This is a genomic window from Pseudomonas sp. Z3-8, from assembly GCF_051131975.1.
GTDB lineage: Bacteria > Pseudomonadota > Gammaproteobacteria > Pseudomonadales > Pseudomonadaceae > Aquipseudomonas.
Window position 1 is genome coordinate 2,499,260 of sequence record NZ_CP071643.1, and the last position, 23,252, is coordinate 2,522,511.

Genomic DNA, 23,252 nt, shown 5'->3' on the forward strand with positions numbered 1-23,252 from the left:
CTTGGGTTATTTACCGTCGTGCAAGCGCACATTCAGTTGATCTACCAGCACTGCTTCCTCACCGTCGGCGAGTAGCCATTCACGCAGCAGGTCTCTTTGCTGGTCCGACCAGAAAGGCGCATCGACCAATTTGGTGTTCGGATCCAGCGGGTGTGCCATGATGAAGTCGTCGATGGCACTGCCTTCCGAAGGCAGACCCAATTGATCAAACAGGGTTTTGAGCTCGTGTGATGGTTGTTCCATGTTGCAGGACTCCTCTGGACTGCCGCCGTCATGGCGCCTCGGTTGCTTCCCTTATCTGAGGCCAGGCAGTCGTCAGGAGTTCGATCGATTTCAAGCTTTCAACGCACCTTCATCCACGGCGAGCTTCAATGCCCTTGCCGCATCCCTGGCGGCTTCGGCAGCAATTTCCGTAGTCTTGAACCAGCGATCCTTCTCCACCTGGTGGTAAGTGACAGCGTTGGAAGGTGATTTGGCGCGCATCACAATGACGGCCTGGAACTCGCCTTCGACCTCTCTGGCTTCGCCCCGGATGAAAAATTCGCCGATATCCAATTCCGTCACGTCGCGCCTTCCCTTCAAAGTCATTTTATTGTGCGCAGGTCGCCAATGGATGGCGGCCTGCGCTGGGCGGTCAGTATGGCAGCAGTTGTCGGTCGGCGGCTGAGTTAAGTCATGGACGGGGTGCGGATAAAACGCAAGCGCTCTGTTCGAGGCGCCTGGCCAGGTAGCAGGCTTCGTTATGATCGGCGCGGAAACCTCTTACACGTCCAGTCGCCGTTTCTTCGATATGGAAAAAACACGTCCCGGCCAGCACGACTCGGTATCGCGGCAGGATCAGGGCCGTTGCGAGGTGGTTCTCGGCACCAGGGCGCTCATATGCTTGGGCAGTACGCGAATCAAGGGGGCGGAGCAACGTTGGGGAAGTACCCATGTGAATTCCTTTTCATGGTTTACCGACGAATTGCCGGTTGTTTCGAGTAGTCTGCGCGCCATCGGCTGCTCTAGAATCGACGGCGCCGTGTGGACGGCTGTGCCTATCTAAAGCAATTTTTTTTGCCCTCGATGTCAGAAAAATGCTTTTTTAACTGAGAAATTTCCCTAAAGTTAGTAGTCCCACCTTTTCCGATGCGCAGAGTGGCGTTTTCCTTCAGCCTCTGACGATCACGGGGAAAGGCAGCGAGAGTGGCAATCCATTAGTCTTCTCTCGCTTGGGTCTGGGCGCGTCGTTCAATTCGAATTCAACTTCAGGTCATTGTGACCTTGCGGGTTCTCGTGGTCCGTCTTTCAGGGCGGGTCATTCAAAGATGGGGATGTTTCCTTGGCAGTAAGTAATCTCGACATGCACGCGTTATTTGTACTGGGTGACCTTCGGGCAAAGCTGGTCAAGCAATTCCAGTCACGTTTTGTCTATATCACCGAACAAACCGCCGAGGGCATCTATGTTGCCGAACTCGATACGGAATCGGCGCTGGTGGTTGATGACAAGCCTCGGCTTGAACTCAAGGTCGGTGATCATTTTCGCGCGGCGGTATTGCCAAGTCGCGAGGGTGGCAAGTTTGAAATCCGTTTTCGTGAAATCAAGTTGACGGTCTATGGCCTCGGCGACTATGCCTTCGTCACGACGGCCGATGGCCATGCGATTCTGTTCAAGGAAGGCCACAGCGTGTTGACCGTCTTCGCGGCCCACGAACAGTTGCAGGAAGGTTTGACCAAGACGCTGAAAGCGGTCACCGCCAAGGCCGCCAAATGGCGCAAGGGCGAACTCGTGACGTTCAAGGCCAGCGAATAGTCAGTCCGCGCCCATTGGGAAATGGCGCATGGGTCTGAATCTTTTTCGGCCTTCCTCATCCTTTAACAGTTTTTAAAAGGCTGTTGCTGGAACCTTGGCTACAGTCAAATGACTGAACTATTCACAGGCTTGCGTTCGCTTCGCAACGCCGTTCGGTTATTGCTGTGTCCGGCATGAGGTATCAAGCATGAAACGAGTTCGACAGTGGCTGGCTGGCTGCGCCACTACCCTCGCTGTGTTGGTTTCGCCACTTCCGGCATCCGCTGCTGCTTCGACGCCGATCCACTTTGCCGACCTGAACTGGGAAAGTGGCAGCCTGATCACCGACATCCTGCGGATCATCGTCGAAAAAGGCTACGGGTTATCGACCGACACGTTACCGGGCACCACCATTACCCTGGAAACCGCCCTGGCCAACAACGATATCCAGGTGATCGGTGAAGAGTGGGCGGGGCGCAGCCCGGTATGGGTCAAGGCCGAGGCCGAGGGCAAGGTGGTTGCCCTGGGCGATACGGTCAAGGGCGCGACCGAAGGTTGGTGGGTGCCGGAATACGTCATCAAGGGCGACCCGGCCAAGGGGATCAAGCCGCTGGCCCCGGACCTGCGCAGCGTCGAGGACCTGGCGCGCTACAAACATGTGTTCAAGGATCCTGAAAGCCCCGACAAGGGGCGCTTCCTCAACAGCCCCATCGGCTGGACGTCCGAAGTCGTCAACAAGCAGAAACTCAAGGCTTATGGTCTTTCCGACAGCTACGTGAATTTCCGCAGCGGTTCCGGGGCCGCGCTTGATGCGGAAATTACTTCCTCGATTCGCCGTGGCAAGCCGATCCTGTTTTACTACTGGTCGCCCACGCCGTTGCTGGGGCGTTTCAAGCTGGTGCAACTGCAAGAACCGCCATTCGATGCCGAGGCCTGGAAGACCCTGACCGACGCCGACAATCCGAACCCGAAACCGACTCGCTCCCTGGCCTCGAAGCTGTCGATCGGTGTGTCCGTGCCGTTCCAGAAGCAGCATCCGGACATCGCCGAGTTCTTCGGCAAGGTCGACCTGCCCATCGAGCCGCTGAACAAGGCCCTGGCCGACATGAGCGAGAAACGCACGCCGCCCCGCGAAGCCGCCGAGGCGTTCCTCAAGGCCCACCCACAGGTCTGGCAGGCCTGGTTGCCCAAGGACGTCGCCGACAAAGTCGCGGCGGGGCTGTAAAACTTGGTGATGCCAGCCTGTTGAACAGTTGATCCCGGGCAAATCGTCATCCGCTGGAACCTGGCAACCTGAGCCCGTCCAGCGAAATGTCAGATTCAAGCTAGGATGATTGTTCAACCTTTTTCAGGAGGCTGGCGAATGACGCTTTTATTGGCTCGGTCGCTGGTCGCAGTGTTTGCGACCATCAGCTTGTTTCATTTGTATTGGGCCCTGGGTGGGCGCTGGGCAGCCCTGGCGGTGGTACCGCAGGTTCCGGTGAAGCAGGGCGACACGCTGCGACCGGCGTTCAACCCGTCAGGATGGCTGACGCTGCTGGTGGCCCTGGCGCTGTTGATGATTGCGCTGCTGGTGTGCCTGCGGGTCGGGCTGATTTCGCCGCCCGTCACTCATCGCGCCTTGCAATGGCTGATCAGTGCGATTGCCTTGCTGATGTTCGCCCGGGCCATTGGCGAGTCGAACCTGGTGGGCTTCTTCAAGGAGGTCAAGGGCTCGACGTTTGCCCGGCTCGACACCTGGGTCTATTCGCCGTTGTGTGTCGTGCTGGGGGCGGGGTTGCTGACGGTGGCGTGGGCTTGAATACAACCATAACCTCGCCACGAAAGCCGGTTTGTCAGTCATTCTTGCGACTACTTACCTCCGCCGGCACGTCATCGCCGGCCATACGCTTGCGGAACAATGCCGCCCGGGCCAGCAGCAGGGTGGTCACCGGCATCGTGATGGACAGCAGGATCGGTATCAACCACGCATGCAGCACCGGCCCGGACTTGATCGCGGAAAAGTAGATGATCGAGGCAAGGGCAACGCACCAGGCGCCCAGCGTCGACGCCAGGGCAGGGGGGTGCATGCGCTGGAAATAATCCTTCAACCGTACCAGCCCGATTGCCCCGAGCAGGGCGAACAGGCTGCTGGCCACCAGCAGGATTGCCACTGAAATTTCCACCCACATCGACAGCTCGACGTTCATTCGATCACCTCGCCACGCAAGAGGAACTTGGCCAGGGCAAACGAGCCGACAAAGCCGAACAGGGCGATCAGCAGCGCGGCCTCGAAGTAGGTGTCACTGGCATAACGGATGCCCAGCACCAGCATCATCAGCATCGCGACGATGTACAGGTAGTCGAGGGCCAGGACCCGGTCCTGTGCCGAGGGGCCTTTGAACAGGCGCACCAGGGTCAGGACCATGGTCAGGGAGAACAGGAACAGGCTCAGCAGGATGGCATTGGACAGCAACGGGCTCATTCGAAAATCTCCATCAACGGGCGCTCGTAGGTGGCCTTGAAGTGCGCTATGAATGCGCCTTCGTCCTCCAGATCGAACACGTGCATCAACAGGATGCTGCGGTCTAGCGCCAGCTCCGACCAGACCGTCCCGGGAATCACCGTGGTGATCATTGAAAGCACTGCCAGGCCATTGGCGTCGTACAGGTCCAGCGGCACCTTGACGAAACGCGAGCGAGGCGGGCGGCGTCCGGCGTTCAGTACGCGCCAGGCGACGGCCAGGTTGGACACCAGCACATCGCGTCCCACCAGCAGGAACAGCCGCAGCATGACCCAGGGCCGGCGGATACGGATGGGCCGCGGCCGCAGTGGACGCATCATCAATGGCGCCAGGAAACCCAGCGCCGCGCCCAGCAGCAGCTGGCCGGCGCTGACGGACAGGTTCAACAGCAGCCAGAGCAGCCACAACGCCAGCGACAACCAGGGTGCGGGAAACAGCCGCTTCATGGCTGCACCGCCTGCACTGCGGTGTCGACTTGCGGGTTGGGTACGGCGCGGGTGCCAAGCACCGCCATCACATAATATTCAGGTGTGTTCAGCGCATCGGCGGCGGACTGGGTGTAGCGCAGCAGCGGCTCGGCCTTGAAGGTCAGGGCGATTCCGAGGCCGAGCAGCGCGATGATCGGCACGCATTCGAACGGCCGCAACAGTGGCGACGGCCGCTCCTGTGGCGTCCAGAAGCGCTGGATGCCCAGGCGCGAGAAGGCGATCAGCGCGGCGAGCCCGGACAGGATCAACAGCGCCAACAGGCCCCAGGCGGCGGCAGAGACGGGCGTGTCGGTACTTGCTCCGAGTCCTTGGGGGTTGAGCAACGCGTTGAGCAGCCCGAGTTTTGCGATGAAGCCCGAAAGCGGTGGCATGCCGATAATCAGCAGCGCACAGGCGATGAAGCTCAGGCCGAGGAAGGCCATGGTCCAGGGGATCACTTGGCCGACTACGGCTTTCTGTTCGTCGTCGAGGTTGATGCCTTTGGGCGGCTGCAGCGATTCCAGTGGGCGCGGCAGGCTGTCGAGATCGTCTTCCAGCGGCAGATCATTGGCCGAGCGTGAACGCTCGATCAACTCGGCCAGCAAGAACAGCGCGCACAGCGCCAGGGTCGAGCTCACCAGGTAAAACAGCGCAGCCCCCACCAGGTTTGGCTGGGCAAAGCCGATGGCTGACAACAGGATGCCGGCCGAGACCAGGATACTCAGACTGGCTATGCGCTCCAGGCGTTGGGCGGCGAGGATGGCGATGGCCGCGCAGGCGATAGTCGCCAGGCCGCCGTAGACCAGCCAGTCAGCGCCAAAATAGGCCGAGGCGCCGGCCTGCCCGGAAAACAGCAAGGTCCACAGCCGCAGGATGGTGTAGACGCCGACCTTGGTCATGATCGCAAACAGTGCCGCCACCGGTGCACTGGCTGCACTGTAGGCCGGCACCAGCCAGAAATTCAGCGGCCACATGCCGGCCTTGGCCAGGAACGCCACCGCCAGGATCGCCGCGCCGGCGTGCAGCAGGCCGCGGTCGGCTTCCGGCACGAGGGGCACCTTCAGGGCCAGGTCGGCCATATTCAAGGTCCCTGTAACGCCGTAGATCAGGGCTGCGCCAATCAGGAACAGCGACGAGGCCAGCAGGTTGATGGAAATGTAGTGCAGCCCCGACGACACCCGCGCCCGGCCCGATCCATGCAACATCAAGCCGTAGGACGCCGCCAGCAGCACCTCGAAAAATACGAACAGATTGAACAGGTCCGCCGTGAGGAAGGCCCCATAAAGCCCCATCAGCTGAATCTGGAACAACGCATGGAAACTCGCCCCGGCCCGGTCCCAACGGGCCATGGCGAACAGCAGCGCGCAGACGCCGATGATCCCGGTCAGCACCAGCATCAGAGCTGACAGCCGATCGACCACCAGCACGATGCCGAACGGCGCTTGCCAATTACCGGGCAGATAGACGCCAATGGACGCGGGCAGCGCCTGCTCCTGGGTCCAGCGCAACAACAGCACGGCGATGCCCAGACCCAGCAGGCTGGAGAACAGATTGATCCGCGCCTTGAGCGGGCGGTGCTTCTCGCCGAGCATCAGCATCACCGCGGCGGTCAGCAACGGAAGCAGGATGGGCGCAGCGATCAAGTGTGGCGTCAACGTCATTCCTTCGGCTCCCGACCGTCCACATGGTCGGTGCCGGTCAGGCCCCGGGACGCGAGCAGGACTACCAGGAACAAGGCAGTCATGGCGAAGCTGATCACGATGGCGGTCAGCACCAGGGCCTGGGGCAACGGATCGGTGTAGTGCAGCAGGTCCTGGGGCACGCCGTCCTTGATGATCGGCTCCTTGCCGATGAACAGGCTGCCCATGCTGAAGATGAACAGGTTGACGCCATACGACAGCAGGCACAGGCCCATGACCACTTGAAAGGTCCGCGGCCGTAGCACCAGCCAGACACCGGAGGCGGCCAATACGCCGATTGCGATTGCGATGACTTCTTCCATCAGGCGTTGGCTCCTTTGAGAGGGGCGACGGGTTTGGCGTGCAGGCCCGGCTTGTGGGCGCGCACTGACTGGTGGGCCAGGGCAGTGAGAATCAGCAGGGTCGAACCAACCACCACGGCATAGACGCCGATGTCGAAGAACAGCGCGCTGGCCAGGTGAATATCCCCCAGCAGCGGCAATTCGAAATGCCAGGTGTGCGTGGTCAGGAACGGATAACCCACCGCCAGCGCGCCCAACCCCGTGGCGCTGGCGAACAGCAGCCCGGTGCCCATCCAGCGCAGTGGTCGCAGGCTCATCTGCGCTTCGACCCACTGGGTGCCGGCGACCATGTATTGCAGGATGAACGCCACCGACATCACCAGCCCGGCCACGAAGCCGCCGCCGGGTTGATTGTGGCCGCGCATGAACAGATAGAACGACACCACCAGGGCAATCGGCAGCAACAGGCGAACCAGCACCGACGGCACCATCATGAAGCCCAGGGCGGTGTCGCTGGCGTGGCGCGGGTTGACCAGGTCGGTGACCACGTCCGGCGCCAGCAGGCGTTGTTGCGCCGGCAGTTGCATGCTTTCCTTCGGTGGACGGAAGCGCCGCAGCAGGGCGAACACCGCCAGGGCCACCGCCGCGAGCACGGTGATTTCCCCCAGGGTGTCGAAACCGCGGAAGTCCACCAGCATGACGTTCACCACATTGCTGCCGCCGCCTTCAGGCAGCGCGCGGCTGAGGTAGAACGAGGAAATATCGTTGGGGGTCTGGCGCGTCAGCATGGCATAGGACAGCAGCGCCATGCCGCCGCCCACCGCGCCGGACAGCAGCAGGTCCCGCAGGCGTCGGATGCGCGCGCGCCGTTCGCTGTTGGACCGGGGCGATACGTCCTCGATCCGTCGGGGCAACCAGCGCAGCCCCAGCAGGATCAGCACCGTGGTGACCACCTCCACCACCAGTTGCGTCAAGGCCAGGTCCGGTGCCGAGAACCAGACGAAGGTCACGCAGGTCATCAGGCCGCAGACGCTGACCATCGTCAGCGCCGCGAGACGGTGATACTTGGCTTGCCAGGCCGCGCCCAGGGCGCAGGCGATTGCCAGTACCCACAGGGTGACGAACACAACGGAGCCGGGAATCTTCGGCCGGTCGCCCCAGACCAGCGTGCTGTGCAGCATCGGGATCAACCCGGCCAGGAGCGCCGCCAGTACCAGCAGGAACAGTTGCGCCTGCAGGCGCCGAGTGCTGATCTTGCGCTCCAGCCGGCGGCCGTGGCGCATCATCAGCACCAGGCAGCGTTCGAACAGGCGCTTGCCGCTGAGGCGGCCGATCAGGGGCGGATGCTTGATTTGGCCTTGCTTGAATTGCTTGCGCAGCAGCAAGTACAGGACGATGCCCGAGGCCATCGCCACCAGGCTCATGAGCATGGGCGCGTTCAGCCCGTGCCAGATTGCCAGGCTGTATTCGGGCAGCGGGCCGCCCACCACGGGGAGTGCGGCGGCGGCCAGCAACGAGCCGACCACCTGGGCCGGGAAAATCCCCACCAGCAGGCAGGTGAATACCAACAGCTCGACCGGCGCGCGCATCCAGCGTGGCGGTTCATGGGGCGTGTGAGGCAGGTCGGTGGCGGTGGGGCCGAAGAACACGTCCACGGTAAAGCGCAGGGAGTAGGCGACGCTGAAGGTGCCGGCGATGGTCGCGATGATCGGCAACGCCAGTTCGACCCAGGCGGTGGCCGAGATAAACACCGTCTCGGCGAAGAACATCTCCTTGGACAGGAAACCATTGAGCAACGGCACCCCGGCCATCGCCGCGCTGGCGACCATCGCCAGGGTGGCGGTGAACGGAATCAGTCGCACCAGGCCGCTGAGCCTGCGGATGTCCCGGGTGCCGCTTTCGTGGTCGATGATTCCGGCGGCCATGAACAGCGAGGCCTTGAACGTGGCGTGGTTGAGGATATGAAACACCGCCGCCACCGCCGCCAGCGGACTGTTGAGACCCAGCAGCAGGGTGATCAGCCCGAGGTGGCTGATGGTCGAGTAGGCGAGCAGGCCCTTGAGGTCGTTCTGGAACATCGCGCAGTAGGCGCCCAGCACCAGGGTGCAGGCCCCCGCGCCGCCGACGATATAGAACCATTGCTCGCTGCCCGACAATGACGGCCACAGCCGCGCCAACAGGAAGACACCGGCCTTGACCATGGTTGCCGAGTGCAGGTACGCCGACACTGGTGTGGGTGCGGCCATGGCGTGGGGAAGCCAGAAGTGGAAGGGGAACTGAGCACTTTTGCTCAAGGCGCCGATCAGGATCAGCGGCAGCAGGATCGGGTAGAGGGCGTGGTCACGAATCAGGTTGCCGGCGGCCAGGACCCTGTCCAGGTCATAGCTGCCCACCACATGGCCGAGCAGCATCACCCCGGCCAACAGGCACAGCCCGCCGGCACCGGTCACCATCAACGCCATGTAGGCACCGCGTCGGGCGTCGGCGCGGTGATGCCAATAGCCGATCAGCAAGAACGAGAACAGACTGGTCAGTTCCCAGAAGAACACCATCTGGATCAGGTTGCCGGAGATCACCAGCCCGAGCATCGCGCCCATGAACGCCAGGAAAAACGCGAAGAAACGCGGCACCGGATCGTCCGGCGACATGTAATAGCGGGCGTACAACGACACCAGCGTGCCGATGCCCAGCACCAGCAACGAGAACAGCCAGGCAAAACCGTCCAGGCGCAGCACGAAATTCAGGCCCAGGCTCGGCAGCCAATCATATTGTTCACGGATTACGCCGCCATCGGCGATCTGCGGGTACCACAAGGCCACCTGAACAGTGCCGGCCAGGGCTACGAGGCCGGCCAGCAGCGATTCGGCGTTACGGGCGTTATGCGGTAACAGCGCCGCGACACAGCTGCCGATAAAGGGCAAAAGCAATAGAACTATCAGTGACATAGGCTTCTATTCGGCAAAGGTTGTGCGGGATCATACGTGGCGTATTCCCGATCACCAACCGCCAGGGTGTCGCAGAATCCTACAAGGTAGGTGAAGTTTTCTGACTTTGCGTCGTTTAGGGGCGGGGGACGGCGCGTCAGAATTCGGCATGAGTACTGGAGACACGCAAAAAAACCCGGGCGCCATACATATGTACCGCCCCCGAACGTGGCTCCATCGCCACTGTGCGCCATACAGACAAGGAGAACTGTATGGCAAAGCAAACACTTAACGATGGATCGGATGGAACGGTAGTCATCAGGCCGGGACGGCCCTCTTCGGGCGGCGGTTCCGAGGGCGGATACGGTGGCGGCTATGGAGGGAACCGCGTCGGAGCCACAGGCGGTCCGATGCGTTCAGCCAAGGGGATGAAAAAGCGGCGGCAAGCGACGCTCAAGCGCCGGGCCGAGGAAGCGAATGCTGCTGCAAAAGCGAAAGCAGACGCTGTGAAAGCCAAGGCTGCGGCTGCCGCAAACGCCAATGAGCAGGCACGCCAACAAGCACTGGCGACTATGGTGCAACGCCACACCTCCACCCGGACCGAGGTGGATCGAATCTTCGCGAATAAAAAGCAACAACTCGAGGCGACGCTTCAAAAGGAAATTTCGGCAGCAAAACGGCCACCCGCCTCGAACTCGACCGAGCGTTGGCAGCTTTACACCATCACCAAGGAAAAAAGCGAAATCGACGGGCTGATTGCCCACAAGACCCAGGAACTCAACGCCAGGAAACTCGCTGCCCAGGTCTTTGATGGACAGGACCCGCTCATACGTTCGGTGAACGACTACCGCACACGACTGGATCAGTTCGGCGCCGCGCTCGATGACGGTCATCGACTCTGGGAGCAAAGTTACACCGCGGCCCAGGAGGCGCGGCTGCTGTCCGAGCTGATCAAGGCCTTGAGCGAAAAATCCAACGCGCTGGCCCGGTACCATGCCGAACAGACAGTGGTGTGGCGTGAACGGGAGGCTGTCTGGGAACGCCAGCGCCAATACGCCGAACAACGGGCGGCGCGCATTCGCTTCAAACAGCAGCTGGATGAAAATGTCCGGCTGGAGCGGTTCCGGCAAGTTCATACCTTGAGTATACCTGCGCCTTCGTTGACTGCGGGCGGGATGGTACTGACCCGTGATGCCGTGTTCGTCGGCCAGCAAGCCGTAGCGGTACTGGAACAGGCTGTCGCCACTTCCGTCGAAACGCTCAAGGACTACGGGCGGATCCTCGCCAGAACGGGGCCGGTCTTCGTCACGGCGATGGTTTACTCGCCAACGCTGGGCGACGGCGAACTGACTCCAGAACAACGCAGCCGCCTGTTCCAAGGCGTCGGGGTATCGGCGCAAGCGCTCGGTCTCACCGACGGACCCGCGCTGCAATCGATTGCTGATGCAGGCGGTTCGGTTGAAGTGGCGTACCGGCTCAAGCCGCACGCTGTTCCTGAAGGCACTGCGCTTAGCATTGCCAGTACCGGCGACACGATCAGCGCTCATGTACCCGTCATCAACGCGCAATTTGATCCGCTGACCGGCCTCTACTACGCAGAGGTCCCCGGCTCACCGACCCGACACCTGCAATTTACCGCCGATGCCGCCAGCCAGGCGATGCCTGCAAGCCAACCGGTGCTGACGGCGATGGCGCCTCAGGTGGAGACCTTGCCAGCGGGCGTGGACCTGCGCATTCAAGACTGCATCGTCTGTGTTCCCGGCTTGCCACCGACCTATTTCTCATTCGATTTGCCGCCGCTGGGCTCGGGCATCGTCACGGGCGCCGGCAAGCCGGCTGCGAATGATTGGTGGAGCACGGCCAGCCAGCCCCAAGGCGCGGCCATTCCCGAGCAAGTCGGTCATCAGATGCGGGCGCAGCCAATAAAGTCCTTCAGCGCCTTCGACCAGGCAGTGTGGCGTACCCTCGCCGAGCACCCAACGCTGTCGGTGTCGGGCAACGCCGACGAAATCAACCAAAAACGCATCGAACGCGGCTTTGCCCCCTATGCGCCGAAAAGCACGTGGGTCGGCGAGCGCCGCGAATTCGAACTGCGTTACCAGGAACGGGCAGAACTGGGTGAGAACCCATTCAATCTCGACCGCATCAGCATTACCACGCCGAACAGCCTGCTCGGCAGGCCAGGCATCGTTCCGGCCGTCATCCCATGGCCGGCGCCTCCCATTGGCAACGGCACCCGAACACCCCTGGTCCCGCCGGGCATCGAACTGCTCGCCCCGACCACCTCACCGATTACACCGCCACTCTCGTCGGTATATCCCGGCAACCCTGTCATCCCGGTCCTACCGGAAAACCAGACGTTTCCGGCTGTTGATCCAGGGCAAACCGATGCCAATATTCCGGGGTACCCGGCGGACATGGAGTTGCCTTCACCGGACGCGCTGTTTTACGACCGGCGAGATGATCGCGGCGTGGCGCTCGGGTTTGGGCAGCCAGTCTCGGGTATTTGGTTGGGGGAGGCGGCGAGGACGACTGGCGCAGCTATTCCTGATCGGATTGCAGATCAGTTGAGGGGGAGGGAGTTTGCGAATTTTCATCGGTTCAGGGAGGCGTTCTGGCGGGCTGTGGCTGTGGATGATGTGTTGCAGAAACAATTCAACGAAAGGAATCTGAAACATATGCTCAACGGCTCTGCTGCGTATCCAAGTCAACTTGATCAAGTCGGCGGACGCAAAAAGTTTGAATTGCACCATAAGGTAGAGGTGGCAAAAGGCGGCGGGGTTTACGATATGGAAAATCTGACTGTTATGACTCCTAAGCGGCATATCAATATTCATAAAGGTAATGGCCAATGATCTTTGCGAAGAAGAAGTATGAGGAGTACTCAGAGAGTGAATTTCTCGAGTTTTTACGCTGTTTTTTTGAGTTTCCTGACGGCATGACGGGGGAAGCCCTGAATGGTTACACTGACCAGCTAATTGATCACTTCAATGAGATTACTGAGCATCCAGATCGCTCAGACGTTATTTTCTACCCAAAGACAGGTCAGGAGGACAGTCCAGAAGGAATACTAAAAGAGGTAAAAGAATGGCGAGCGCGCCATAACAAGCCTGGTTTCAAGTCGGAATAAATAAGCCCCTCGAACGCACCGCTTGATTCAATACAAGCAGGTGCGTCGTCAAGGAGGCACGCTTAACAAGGAAAAGCAAAAGATGGAAACTAAACCAAAACTCCAGGATTACACCGATTCCGAGCTTCAGATGTTCGTCGACCCGTTCTGGAACGTCGATATTCTTGAAGAGGACCATGACAGACCGATAATCACTTTGATCGCATAGTGGGTCATCCCAGCGGTGCGGACCTGCTGTTCTATCCGGAAGATACCTTGGATCCGACTTCTCCGAGCGATATCGTCTACTACCTAAAACCAGTTGAGGGGGAGGGAGTTTGCGAACTTTCATCGGTTCAGGGAGGCAGTTTGGAAGGCCGTGGCGGCGGATGTGGAGCTGGGTCAGCAATTTACCGGCATCAATTTGGATAGGATGCGAAATGGCCAGTCACCATACTCCATAAGAAAGGACCAAGTAGGAGGGCGAAAAGTATTTGAACTCCATCATGAGATTGAAATTTCAAAAGGTGGTGATGTGTATAACGTGGACAACATTCGTGTACTTACGCCCAAGCGTCACATCCAACACCACAGGGAGGGTTAAGGATAATGATCTTTAAAGAAGCGCTGGAAGATTATACCGAGCTGGAATTTTTATCCTTTCTCGGGGAGCTATTCCGTCATACGAGTGATCTTAAAGGGCAGGAGCTGGGGAAGTATCTGGATAAACTGGTTGATCATTTCGAACTTATTACAGAACACCCCGACGGCTCAGATGTTCTCTTCTACCCAAAGGAGGGCCAGGAAGACAGCCCCGAAGGCATCCTGAAAGAAGTCAAGGAATGGCGCGCCCGCAATAGCAAACCCGGCTTCAAACCGGAATAGACCAAGCCCCGTGTACGCATCTGCTCGAACAATCGAGCAGGTGCCTTACCGAGCATGCACGCTAAATAAGGAAAACCATAGATGGAACTTAAACCCAAACTCCAGGATTACACTGAAACCGAGTTTCAGGCGCTCGTAGGGCAAATCTGGAATGTCGACATGAGCAAAGAAGAGCATGACCGACTGATCAACCACTTCGATCGAATTGTCGGGCACCCCAAAGGCGCGGACCTGCTGTTTTATCCCGAGGACACCGGGTATTCGAACGGCCCGGAAACGATTGTCCGCTTCGTAAAACAGTGGCATTTCAAAAAAAATGTTATTCCCTTCAAAGGTGGGGTACTGCCTGCCCCGGCCAAGCCCGCGCCTCGCTTGAGCATGGCGCAACACGCGACGGCAAGAGCCCAGCGCGAGCTTGCCAATGCACAGCAGTTGGCCTCGGACATCACTGCCGCAGCACAGACGGTTGAAAAGGCTTTTAGCCAGCTGGAGCTTACGACCCGGCAACGACAGGACGAACGGGATGCCGAGCAGACGCTGGATGCACTCAAGCAGGGGATGCGGCGAGTGGAGCACGCTCAACACGAAGTGGTCATGGCCGTTCGCACGTTCGAGCGCCATAAAATGCGCGTCGAGTTCGCCCTGAGTGGCGCCCATCGTGATCTGGCCTATAACAAAGCTGACGAGGCGCTCTGGCAAGCGAATGCACGGCAGGCCGCTGCCAATCATGGCCAATATCTTGCGCGTTTGTCCTCCGTCGCTCAGCGCAATGCCGTTCTTCATGCCGCCGCTGAAGCGGTACTGGAGCGTTCCTCGCAGCAACTCATGCGGTTACGCGGGCAGGACAACGGCTCGGTGTTGTTTCGTATGTCCGCGATCCAGGATATGAGGCGTCCGAATCTGCTGCTAAGCGACGCGCCGCCGCTAAGAACCAGTCAAAAGGTGGACTTGCAAAAATCCATTCGTTCAGCTGTCGCCGAGTTCAATTGGCTGATGACGCATCCAGAACAGGCACACACCGGGCAATATGCCGGAGTCCTTAGTTTTGATCTTGCCAGTCGAACCAAAGAAGTGCGTTTTGGCCTGTGTGTTGCGCTGGCCGAGATTTCTGCAATCGAACAAGACTGGCAGGCTCTCGCCGCACGGCAGGACGAGGTGGAGTTGCCGTTGCGAATGGGCACGGCAATGATCGCGACAAAACCCGGCAGCCATTTCAGGGGCCTGAAAGAAATACGTGAGCTTTTTCAGATATACATCACGCCTGCCACCGGTGTGTTGGCGTCCAAGGTGCGCGTGAGGTTGGCGGTTTGGGATGAAGCTGGACGGTTTTTTCGCTTGACCACGGACGGCCCGCAACCACGAGTGCTCGAATGGACCTTCGCAGACTCCATGGAGGCGTCGATGACATCCGAGCAAAATCGACTCGATTCTGCCGGTTTTATTCACTCATCGCCGGTACCGACGTTGGAATCCTTCGACTCCCTTGGAGAGGTTGGATTTGATGACTACGTCGTGGTATTTCCGCAAGACTCGGGATTGGAGCCGCTCTATGCTGTGTTCAACGAGCGTCGCGACTCGTGATCGAAGGCACTCGGGTAGGAGATAGCGCTCAATAGCGCGGCATACACATAACCCGCGGCGAGGGAGCTTGCTCCCGCTGGGGCGCGCAGCGACCCTGAAACCTGTCGATGCGATATTCCAGGTTGATTGGGTGGTCTGCGGGGGGGGGGGGCTGCTGCGCAGCCCAGCGGGAGCAAGCTCCCTCGCCACAGGTTCAAGAGGTTCAATCCACCACCACAGGGGACTTCTGTTCGCGGCTATTCGCTGATTGATCGGTATTACTGCTCGCGCTCAAGCGCCTCGTCCACTTCGACAACGGCTTTGTTTCGAGTCTTCAGCTCACTGACGACCACCGCCGCCACAATCAACCCGGCGCCCACCAGGGCGATCGCCGGCAACCGTTCGCCGGCCAGGCGCCCGGCAATACCGGCCCACACAGGCTCGCCGGCATAGATCAGTGTGGCGCGGGTCGGCGAGACGCTTTTCTGTGCCCAGTTCATTGCCACCTGGATCGCCGCGCTGGCGGCGCCCAGGCCCACGGCGCTGGCCAGCAGCAACATGGAAAAATCCGGGATCGCTTCCTGGGTCGGCACCACCATCAGGAACGCCAGCACCGCCGTGCTTGCCAGTTGCACCACGGTCACCCGGCGCACATCGACCTGGCCGGCATAGGCGCTGATCAGAATGATCTCGGCGGCGATCGCGATGGCGCTGATCAGGGTGGCGATTTCCCCCGGACTGAAATTCAGTGACGCGCCGGCCGGGCCGGACACCAGCATCAGCCCGGTGAACGCGAGCATAATCCCGATGCTCGGCATCAACCCTGGCCGGCGGCCCAGCACCAGCCATTGCAACAACGGCACGAAGGGTACGTAGAGGGCGGTGATGAAGGCCGATTGGCTGCTGGGGATGGTTTGCAGGCCGACCGTCTGCAGGCCATAGCCGAGCATGATCGCCACACCGATGAAGGCTCCGGCCTTGAGTTCGAACCAGGTCAGGTCGCGCAGGTGTCGCCAGGAGAACAGCGCAACGAATGCCGCCGCCGCGGCGAAGCGCAAGCCTACGAAGAACATCGGTCCGCTGACGGTCATGGCGTGCTGCACCAAAAGGAACGTTCCGCCCCAGATCATGGTGATCAGCACCAGCACGCACTCGGCCTTGCTGAACTTTGGGATACGGGTGGACGCTTGCGGGGAGTTCAACGATGCCATGACCTTGCGCGCTACTTGAGGCGGACGCACAATGCGCCCGAAGTTGGGCAGTATAATGCGCAACCCCGGCAGATGAGCAATATAGTGCACAAAGAAAACAGCCAGCGGGCATCGGTCCTGCAACACGTCAGCCAGAACGTCCGACGCCTGAGGCACGCCGCGCAGCTCAGCCAGACCGCGCTCGCAGAGCGTTCCGGGGTCAGTCGACGGATGCTGGTCGCCATCGAAGCTGGCGAAAAAAATGTCAGCCTGACCACCCTGGACCGTGTCGCCGAAGCGTTGGATGTGGCTTTCAGCGATTTGATCCAGGCTCCCGATGCCCGCGACCCGAGCCGTATCAATGAGCTGGCCTGGGCCGGCGTGATTCCAGGCAGCAAAGCTGTACTGTTGGCCAAGGCCACCGCCAATCGCGAAGTGGAACTTTGGGAATGGCGCCTGGAGCCCGGCGAGCATTATGTCTCGGAGCCTGACGCGGACGGCTGGAGCGAGCAGCTTTATGTATTCGAAGGTTGTCTGACGCTACTGCTGGGCAGCGAGGAGCGTCGAATCGAGGCCGGTGAATTTTTCATGTTTGCCAGCAACCAGCCCCATGCCTATCGCAACAACGATTTGGTGGCGGCGCGGTTTGTGCGCAATGTGGTGATCTGAACTTCCGTTGCATCGCGAGTGCTACCAAAGAACGCTTCCGGAGCATCAGGCGATGGCAGTAAGGTAGCGTCTCGTCGTTCCGTTGCTTCGGCGCCCCGTCAGGGCCTTGAGCCGCGAACGATAACCGCTGTTTTCAGGACGGAAGCGTTCGATGACTGACGTGCCAACCTCGATTTCCCGTTCCGCCGATGTGCTGATCATCGGCGGTGGCCTGAGCGGTGCCATGCTCGCGGCGCAGCTGCTGCGCCTGCCGGGCCGGCGCGAGGTGTTGATTGTCGAGCCGCGCAGCGAGTTGGGCCGGGGCGAGGCCTACAGCGCGGTGGAGCTGGGCCACACCTTGAACGGCAACGCGGCGCGCATGAGTGTCGATCCGGACAACGCCGACGATTTGACCCAATGGCTCACCGCATTCATTGAGGCCGGCGGCTGGCCCGAGTCGGATCAGCAACACGTGCCCATTAGTGAGTTGTTCCCGCCTCGCGGCATATTCGGCCTTTACGCGCAGCAACGCCTTGCCGAAGCGCGCGAGTTGGGCGCACAACACGGTTCGACCGCCGAGCATGTGCGCGGGGAAGCCGTGGACCTACGGCTTGCCGACGGTGGCGTGACGGTGACGCTGGGCGGCGGCCAGGTCTTGCATGGTCGTTTTGCGGTGCTGGCCACCGGCATGTTCCCAGCGGCGCGGACCCCGCAGACTGAATCGAGCGGCTTGAATGCCGCGGCGCTGGATCCTTGGGACGTGGCCGCGATGCGCCAGCTCGATCCGCAGTCCACAGTGCTGGTCATCGGCTCGGGCCTGACCATGGTCGATGCCGTGGTGTCTTTGGAGCAGGCCGGGCACCGTGGGCCGATCGAAGTGTTTTCCCGCCATGGCCTGTTGCCTCACGTACGTCGCCAGCCACCGGCCTGGGTGGATTTCCTCGCCGAAGATCACAACTTGCGTTCGCCCCGGCAGTTGATGCGTGTGCTGCGCGAGCAATGCCGTAAAGCCGAGGCCGAGGGGATCGATTGGCAGGCGCCGCTGGACACGGTGCGCGCACACATCGGGCGTTTGTGGAACCAGGCCAGCGACGTGCAGCGCCGACAGTTCGTGCGGCATGTGCGGCCGTGGTGGGAAAGCCATCACCATCGCTCGCCGCCGTTGAGCGCGGAACTGGTGGCGCGTCTGCATGGGGAAGGGCGGTTGCGGATTCAGGCGGCGTCGTACAAGGGGCTGGTATCGGCTGGCGAAGGATCAGTGGCAATCAACATTCGCCGACGGGGCGAGGCTGGACTGGAAGTGGTGCAGGGCGCCGCGTTGATCAACTCCAGTGGTATCGAATACGACTGGCGCCGGGTTGCGCGACCGTTGCCGCAGCAGTTGTTGGCACGAGGTTTGGTCCAGCCCGGTCCCTTGGCACTGGGTATCGCCGCGCGTGCAGATGGCGCGGTGCTGGACGCCCATGGCGAGCCGGCCAGTCGCCTGTTTGCAATGGGCCCGCCATTGCGCGGGGTGTGGTGGGAAAGCACGGCGGTGACAGATGTGGCGAGCCAGGCCAAGGCGCTGGCGGGGCGGTTGGTTGAACTAAAAGCTCAAAACTGAGCACCGTGGCGAGGGAGCTTGCTCCCGCTGGGCTACGAAGTAGCCCTAAAACCATTCACCTCGGTGTGTCAGGTCAACTACCTCCCCATTCTCTGGGGTTGCTGCGCAACCCAGCGGGAGCAAGCTCCCTCGCCACAGAAGCGAGTTTCATTGCGACTGCACTTGTACCCAACGCTCCTCCCGCGCCGCCACGCGGATCGCTGCCGCCAAGCGTTCCACTTCCCAGGCTTCTTCGAAATCCGTCCCGTTGCCGCCATCGCCCGCGAGGGCCATAACCAGCTCCTGGACTTCCAATGTCTTCAATTCGTTGTACCCCAGCTGGTGCCCGGCCGCCGGGCTGAAGGCGGCGTAGCCCGGCAGGTCGGGGCCGGCCAATAGTCGCTGGAAACCTGCCTGGCCGGCGCGGCACAGGCGCAATTCATTCAGTCGTTCCTGATCGAAGGCCAGCGTCCCGAGGGTGCCGCTGATCTCGAAGCTCAAGTGGTTCTTGTAGCCGTGCTTGAGCCAACTGCTGCTCACAGAGCCTCGGGCGCCGCTGGTGAAGCGCAACAGTGCCTGGACCTGGTCGTCAACCGCAATGACCCGTTGTTCGATCGCGCCGGCGCTGGCCGGACGCCGGTTGTGGACGGTCTGGCTGTCGGCACACACCGAATCGACAGCGCCCAGCAGGTAACGAGCCATGGCCAGCAAATGGCTGCCCAGGTCAGCCAGGGCGCCGCCGGCATGCTCGGCTTCGCAGCGCCAGGACCATGGCGAGGTCGGGTCGGCCATGAAGTCCTCGCTGAATTCCCCCTGGAAGCTGACGATCTGCCCCAGCTCGCCGCGCTGGATCATTTCCCGCGCCAACCGGATGATCGGGTTGTGCTGATAGTTGTAGCCGACGCGTGTCACCACGCCAGCAGCCTTGGCCGCCTGGTGCATCTGCTCGGCCTGTTCCAGGGACACCGCAAGGGGCTTTTCGCAATACACCGGTTTGCCCGCAGCCAGCGCGGCCATGGCCATCGGGAAGTGCAGATGGTTGGGGGTGGTGATGGCGACCAGATGAACCTTCGGGTCGTCGATCAACCGTTGCCAGTCGCTATGGGCCGTCTCGAAGCCCCAACTCTGCGCGCATTGGCGCGCACGTTGCGGATCGGCGTCGGCCAGGGCGGCCAGTGTCAGGTTCAGGGGGAGGTCGAACACTGCCTTGGCATTGTGGAATGCCAAGGCATGGGCACGGCCCATGAAGCCGGTGCCAATCAGACCGATGCCGAGTTCGCGCATGAGAGGAGCCCTTTGAATTGTTATTTTCAGAAGGCTCTTTATGGAATAAATATTCTCTAATTGCAAATACTGGAATAAATATTCATTTTATTTTCGGTACTGATTCCTGTGGGAGCGAGCCTGCTCGCGAAGACGATAGTTCAGTCAACATTGAGGTCGACTGACCTGACGCCTTCGCGAGCAGGCTCGCTCCCACTAGGGAAATATCCTCAGGACAAGAACCCACCATCCACATTCAACGCCACGCCCGTGGTGTAGCTCGACGCATCGCTGGCCAGATACAACACCGCGCCGGCCATTTCGCTCGGGTCGGCCACGCGCTTGAGGGGGATCTGCGCCAGGGCGGTCTTCAGGATGGCGTCGTTCTTGACCAGCGCCGAGGCGAACTTGGTGTCGGTCAGGCCCGGCAACAGGGCGTTGCAACGAATGCCGAACTGCGCGCACTCCTTGGCGAAGACCTTGGTCATGTTGATCACCGCGGCCTTGGTCACCGAATAGATGCCCTGGAAAATGCCCGGCGAGATGCCATTGATCGACGCGACATTGATGATGCTGCCGCCGCCGTTCTCGCGCATCAGCTTGCCGGCTTCCACCGACATGAAGAAATAGCCGCGGATGTTCACATCGACGGTTTTCTGGAATGCGCCCAGGTCGGTGTCCAGCACGTTGCAGAATTGCGGGTTGGTGGCGGCGTTGTTCACCAGGATGTCCAGGCGCCCGAATTGCTCGCGGATGCCGGCGAACACTTGGCTGATCTGCTCCATTTCGCCGATGTGGCAGGCAATGGCGGTGGCCTTGCCGCCAGCGGCGATGATCGCATCGGCGACGTGCTGGCAGCCGTCGAGCTTGCGGCTCGAAACGATTACGTGGGCGCCTTGCTGGGCCAGCAGTTTGGCGATGGCTTCGCCGATGCCACGGCTGGCGCCGGAAACGAAAGCGATCTTACCGTCGAGGTCGAACAACTGGGTCTTGGACATGCTGTTTCCTTGTTATAGGTGCGCTCAGAGCGTGGATTTGCTGATGACCTGCAGGCTCATCTGCTCCAGCAGTTTGTTCATCTGAACGAACTGCGCGAAGCGTTTGTCCTGGGTCTGGCCATGGAAGAAGCGGTAGTAGATCTGCTGGACAATGCCGGCCAGGCGGAACAGCCCGTAGGTGTAGTAGAAGTCGAAGTTGTCGATGCGGATCCCGGCGCGCTCGGCGTAGTAATCGACGAATTCGCGGCGAGTCAGCATGCCCGGCGCGTGGCTTGGCTGGCGGCGCATCAATTGCACCGGTGCCGGATCGCCGGCCTCGATCCAGTAGGCGAGGCTGTTGCCCAAATCCATCAACGGGTCGCCAAGGGTGGTCAGCTCCCAGTCCAGCACCCCGATGATCTGCATCGGGTTGTCCGGGTCGAGGATCACGTTGTCGAAGCGGTAGTCGTTGTGGACGATGCTCGACGTTGGATGGTCGGCAGGCATCTTGTCGTTGAGCCATGCCTTGACCGTCTCCCACTTGGGCGCATCCGGGGTCAGGGCTTTTTCGTAGCGCTCGCTCCAGCCACGGATCTGCCGCGCCACGTAGCCTTCGGGTTTGCCCAGGTCGGCCAGGCCGCAAGCGTTGTAATCGACGCGGTGCAGCTCGACGAGCCGGTCGATGAAGCTCTTGCACAGTGCTTCGGTGCGGGCGGCGTCGAAGCCCAGTTCCGGTGGCAGCTCGGCGCGCAGGATAATGCCCTTGACCCGTTCCATCACGTAGAACTCGGCACCCATCACCGCCTCGTCGGTGCAATGCACGTAGGCTTTCGGGCAGTACGGGAAACCTTCGCGCAACTGATTGAGGATGCGGAACTCACGGCCCATGTCGTGGGCCGACTTGGCCTTGTGGCCGAACGGCGGACGCCGCAGGACGAACTCCTGCTCGGGATATTCCAGCAGGTACGTCAGGTTCGACGCGCCACCGGGAAACTGGCTGATCACCGGCGTGCCGGTCAAGCCAGGAATGTGGGCCTTGAGGTACGGGTCGATCAGGTTGGCATCGAGTTCTTCACCGTCGCGCACGCGGGTGGACTGATCAGTCACTGCCATGCTTATCCCTTCTGCTTATTTTGGGGGCCATCGATCATTGGCTAATCTAATGGCGCGTGGGAGGCGTCACAAGCACGCCGGGGTCTTATAGGTTAGCGTGTTGCTGGATAATCAGCGGCCTTGATGCATGGCGTCCGTGCGCAGCGGGCGCTTGCGAGCTAAGGTTTGGAGACTGTCGCCTCCAAGGAGCAACCGCGATGGGATGTCCGCAAGTCTGTGGCACCGCGACCCTGCAATGCAGCTTCGGCGTGGCGTCGGCGGTGCTCAATGTGCTGCCGGTCAATCGTCTGCTGACCGGCGGGATGCCGGCGGCCAATATCATGGATCATATTCCCTTGGTGAACATCACCACGTTCGGCATGTGCCAGAGCCTGGCGAATCCGACGGTGGCCGCGGCCACTGCGGCGGCGTTGGGCGTGCTGACGCCCATGCCATGCATTCCGGCCACCGCGACCCCGTGGATCCCCGGCGGCGCACCGACCCTGTTGCTCGGCAACATGCCGGCTATCGACGCCAACAGCACGTTGATGTGTACCTGGGCCGGGGTGATCAAGATCGTCGTGCCGGGGCAGGTGCAGATGTTGATTCCTTGATAGCGCTAAAAAGATGACTCTTGTGGGAGCGAGCCTGCTCGCGAAAGTGCCAACTCGGTTGGGCTCGATGTTGACTGAACTGTTGTCTTCGCGAGCAGGCTCGCTCCCACAAGGGAAAGGGGTAAGGCAGAAAACTCAGGCCTGCGCCGGGTCATTCCAGCGCCTGAACCACCAGCGCACCCGGGAGATCGGCTTGCCCTCGGCGTCCAGTGGCCGGCCGTCTTCGGCGTAGGCCTGGGCCGGTTCCAGCAGTTGGCCGTTGAGGTAGCGGGCCTCGACTGCCGGGCTGCCGTTGGGGTGCAGGCGCCGATAATGGCCGTCACGCACGCCGTCGCGATAGAACTCGGCTTCGGCCAGTTTCCCGTCGGGAAAATAATTGTTCGCCTCACCGTGCAACAACCCGCGGCGGTAACTGGCCTGGCGTTGCAAGCCGCCTTCGGCCGCGTAGAAGCTTGCCATTCCCTGGAGTTTGCCTTTGACGAACGGCAACACGGCCGAGACCTTGCCATTGGGGTGATACAACGTGCTGGTGCCTTCCAGTTCACCCTGGCTGTAGTTGAGTTTCGCTTGTGGGCGCTGCGCTTCTTCAATCTGCAAGGGGCCGTCGAGCTTGCCATCGATCAGTTGCCCATTCAGTCGACTGTCACCACGCTCGACGTCCAGTTTTTTCGAGGCCATGGCCGCTT

General features: G+C 60.8%; 25 protein-coding genes. 12 read left to right on the plus strand and 13 right to left on the minus strand.

Features of this window, described 5'->3' with window-relative positions:
- Nucleotides 1-6 precede the first annotated feature (6 nt).
- Together J3P94_RS11655 and J3P94_RS11660 are read right to left on the minus strand one after the other, a co-directional pair.
- Nucleotides 7-243 carry a DUF2789 family protein gene (locus J3P94_RS11655; RefSeq protein ID WP_434573505.1) on the minus strand — a complete coding sequence of 79 codons (237 nt, stop codon included), beginning with the start codon at nucleotides 241-243 and terminating at the stop codon, nucleotides 7-9.
- A 90-nt stretch (nucleotides 244-333) separates the two neighbouring features.
- Nucleotides 334-564: a hypothetical protein gene (locus tag J3P94_RS11660; protein ID WP_434573507.1), complete on the minus strand. Its 231-nt coding sequence runs from the start codon at nucleotides 562-564 to the stop codon at nucleotides 334-336.
- A gap of 778 nt (nucleotides 565-1,342) precedes the next feature.
- On the opposite strand from J3P94_RS11660, the gene J3P94_RS11665 reads away from it, so the two are divergent.
- From J3P94_RS11665 to J3P94_RS11675, 3 genes are all read left to right on the plus strand, one after another.
- Nucleotides 1,343-1,792 carry a hypothetical protein gene (locus J3P94_RS11665; RefSeq protein ID WP_305500385.1) on the plus strand — a complete coding sequence of 150 codons (450 nt, stop codon included), beginning with the start codon at nucleotides 1,343-1,345 and terminating at the stop codon, nucleotides 1,790-1,792.
- Nucleotides 1,793-1,979: 187 nt separating this feature from the next.
- Nucleotides 1,980-2,996, plus strand: coding sequence for an ABC transporter substrate-binding protein (locus J3P94_RS11670; RefSeq protein WP_434573509.1), 1,017 nt, complete (start codon nucleotides 1,980-1,982; stop codon nucleotides 2,994-2,996).
- A gap of 138 nt (nucleotides 2,997-3,134) precedes the next feature.
- Nucleotides 3,135-3,572 carry a DUF3995 domain-containing protein gene (locus J3P94_RS11675; protein ID WP_305500389.1) on the plus strand — a complete coding sequence of 146 codons (438 nt, stop codon included), beginning with the start codon at nucleotides 3,135-3,137 and terminating at the stop codon, nucleotides 3,570-3,572.
- Nucleotides 3,573-3,606: 34 nt separating this feature from the next.
- Here J3P94_RS11675 and J3P94_RS11680 read toward each other — a convergent pair whose 3' ends face one another.
- From J3P94_RS11680 to J3P94_RS11705, 6 genes are read right to left on the minus strand one after another with little or no spacing between them, the layout of a single operon-like run.
- Nucleotides 3,607-3,960: a Na+/H+ antiporter subunit G gene (locus J3P94_RS11680; protein ID WP_434573511.1), complete on the minus strand. Its 354-nt coding sequence runs from the start codon at nucleotides 3,958-3,960 to the stop codon at nucleotides 3,607-3,609.
- Complete coding sequence (locus J3P94_RS11685) at nucleotides 3,957-4,235, minus strand: K+/H+ antiporter subunit F (RefSeq protein WP_186615355.1); 279 nt, start codon at nucleotides 4,233-4,235, stop codon at nucleotides 3,957-3,959. The genes J3P94_RS11680 and J3P94_RS11685 overlap by 4 nt, the downstream gene beginning before the upstream one ends.
- Nucleotides 4,232-4,720, minus strand: a complete 489-nt coding sequence (locus J3P94_RS11690) for a Na+/H+ antiporter subunit E (protein ID WP_434573513.1) — start codon at nucleotides 4,718-4,720, stop codon at nucleotides 4,232-4,234. The genes J3P94_RS11685 and J3P94_RS11690 overlap by 4 nt, the downstream gene beginning before the upstream one ends.
- Nucleotides 4,717-6,402: a monovalent cation/H+ antiporter subunit D gene (locus J3P94_RS11695; RefSeq protein ID WP_434573515.1), complete on the minus strand. Its 1,686-nt coding sequence runs from the start codon at nucleotides 6,400-6,402 to the stop codon at nucleotides 4,717-4,719. Before J3P94_RS11695 ends, J3P94_RS11690 begins: the two co-directional genes overlap by 4 nt.
- Entirely contained in the window at nucleotides 6,399-6,743 is a 345-nt protein-coding gene (locus J3P94_RS11700; protein WP_003202835.1) for a Na+/H+ antiporter subunit C, read from the minus strand. Before J3P94_RS11700 ends, J3P94_RS11695 begins: the two co-directional genes overlap by 4 nt.
- Nucleotides 6,743-9,667, minus strand: a complete 2,925-nt coding sequence (locus J3P94_RS11705; protein WP_434573516.1) for a monovalent cation/H+ antiporter subunit A — start codon at nucleotides 9,665-9,667, stop codon at nucleotides 6,743-6,745. The genes J3P94_RS11700 and J3P94_RS11705 overlap by 1 nt, the downstream gene beginning before the upstream one ends.
- A gap of 251 nt (nucleotides 9,668-9,918) precedes the next feature.
- Between J3P94_RS11705 and J3P94_RS11710 the strand changes: the two genes are divergently transcribed.
- The 6 genes from J3P94_RS11710 (at nucleotide 9,919) to J3P94_RS11735 (ending at nucleotide 15,221) form a co-directional block, all read left to right on the plus strand.
- Nucleotides 9,919-12,501, plus strand: coding sequence for an S-type pyocin domain-containing protein (locus J3P94_RS11710; protein WP_434573518.1), 2,583 nt, complete (start codon nucleotides 9,919-9,921; stop codon nucleotides 12,499-12,501).
- A complete protein-coding gene (locus J3P94_RS11715) occupies nucleotides 12,498-12,776 on the plus strand; it encodes a bacteriocin immunity protein (RefSeq protein ID WP_434573520.1) in 279 nt (92 codons plus the stop codon). Before J3P94_RS11710 ends, J3P94_RS11715 begins: the two co-directional genes overlap by 4 nt.
- A gap of 82 nt (nucleotides 12,777-12,858) precedes the next feature.
- Nucleotides 12,859-12,984 carry a hypothetical protein gene (locus J3P94_RS11720; protein ID WP_434573522.1) on the plus strand — a complete coding sequence of 42 codons (126 nt, stop codon included), beginning with the start codon at nucleotides 12,859-12,861 and terminating at the stop codon, nucleotides 12,982-12,984.
- 93 nt (nucleotides 12,985-13,077) lie between these two features.
- A complete protein-coding gene (locus J3P94_RS11725; protein ID WP_434573523.1) occupies nucleotides 13,078-13,359 on the plus strand; it encodes a hypothetical protein in 282 nt (93 codons plus the stop codon).
- Between the two features lie 5 nt (nucleotides 13,360-13,364).
- Entirely contained in the window at nucleotides 13,365-13,640 is a 276-nt protein-coding gene (locus tag J3P94_RS11730) for a bacteriocin immunity protein (RefSeq protein ID WP_434573525.1), read from the plus strand.
- Nucleotides 13,641-13,721: 81 nt separating this feature from the next.
- Nucleotides 13,722-15,221: a bacteriocin immunity protein gene (locus J3P94_RS11735; protein ID WP_434573527.1), complete on the plus strand. Its 1,500-nt coding sequence runs from the start codon at nucleotides 13,722-13,724 to the stop codon at nucleotides 15,219-15,221.
- Between the two features lie 257 nt (nucleotides 15,222-15,478).
- Here the strand turns inward: J3P94_RS11735 and J3P94_RS11740 are convergent, their stop codons facing one another.
- On the minus strand, nucleotides 15,479-16,501 hold the full coding sequence (locus tag J3P94_RS11740; RefSeq protein WP_434573529.1) for a DMT family transporter: 1,023 nt from the start codon (nucleotides 16,499-16,501) through the stop codon (nucleotides 15,479-15,481).
- Between J3P94_RS11740 and J3P94_RS11745 the strand changes: the two genes are divergently transcribed.
- Both J3P94_RS11745 and J3P94_RS11750 read left to right on the plus strand, forming a co-directional pair.
- Nucleotides 16,496-17,059 (plus strand): helix-turn-helix domain-containing protein, encoded by a 564-nt coding sequence (locus J3P94_RS11745; protein ID WP_434573531.1) that lies wholly within the window; start codon nucleotides 16,496-16,498, stop codon nucleotides 17,057-17,059. The two genes, J3P94_RS11740 and J3P94_RS11745, sit on opposite strands and share 6 nt — an antisense overlap.
- A gap of 151 nt (nucleotides 17,060-17,210) precedes the next feature.
- Nucleotides 17,211-18,641 carry an FAD/NAD(P)-binding protein gene (locus tag J3P94_RS11750; protein WP_434573533.1) on the plus strand — a complete coding sequence of 477 codons (1,431 nt, stop codon included), beginning with the start codon at nucleotides 17,211-17,213 and terminating at the stop codon, nucleotides 18,639-18,641.
- 147 nt (nucleotides 18,642-18,788) lie between these two features.
- Here the strand turns inward: J3P94_RS11750 and J3P94_RS11755 are convergent, their stop codons facing one another.
- From J3P94_RS11755 to J3P94_RS11765, 3 genes are all read right to left on the minus strand, one after another.
- A complete protein-coding gene (locus J3P94_RS11755; protein WP_434573535.1) occupies nucleotides 18,789-19,904 on the minus strand; it encodes a Gfo/Idh/MocA family protein in 1,116 nt (371 codons plus the stop codon).
- Between the two features lie 209 nt (nucleotides 19,905-20,113).
- Nucleotides 20,114-20,881, minus strand: a complete 768-nt coding sequence (locus J3P94_RS11760; protein WP_003180553.1) for an SDR family oxidoreductase — start codon at nucleotides 20,879-20,881, stop codon at nucleotides 20,114-20,116.
- A gap of 24 nt (nucleotides 20,882-20,905) precedes the next feature.
- The gene (locus tag J3P94_RS11765) at nucleotides 20,906-21,973 is read right to left on the minus strand and encodes a phosphotransferase family protein (RefSeq protein ID WP_434573537.1); all 1,068 of its coding nucleotides are present in this window, start codon (nucleotides 21,971-21,973) and stop codon (nucleotides 20,906-20,908) included.
- A gap of 197 nt (nucleotides 21,974-22,170) precedes the next feature.
- On the opposite strand from J3P94_RS11765, the gene J3P94_RS11770 reads away from it, so the two are divergent.
- Nucleotides 22,171-22,566 (plus strand): DUF4280 domain-containing protein, encoded by a 396-nt coding sequence (locus J3P94_RS11770; RefSeq protein ID WP_434573539.1) that lies wholly within the window; start codon nucleotides 22,171-22,173, stop codon nucleotides 22,564-22,566.
- A 135-nt stretch (nucleotides 22,567-22,701) separates the two neighbouring features.
- Here the strand turns inward: J3P94_RS11770 and J3P94_RS11775 are convergent, their stop codons facing one another.
- The gene (locus tag J3P94_RS11775) at nucleotides 22,702-23,244 is read right to left on the minus strand and encodes a toxin-antitoxin system YwqK family antitoxin (protein ID WP_434573541.1); all 543 of its coding nucleotides are present in this window, start codon (nucleotides 23,242-23,244) and stop codon (nucleotides 22,702-22,704) included.
- Between the last annotated feature and the right edge of the window lie 8 nt (nucleotides 23,245-23,252).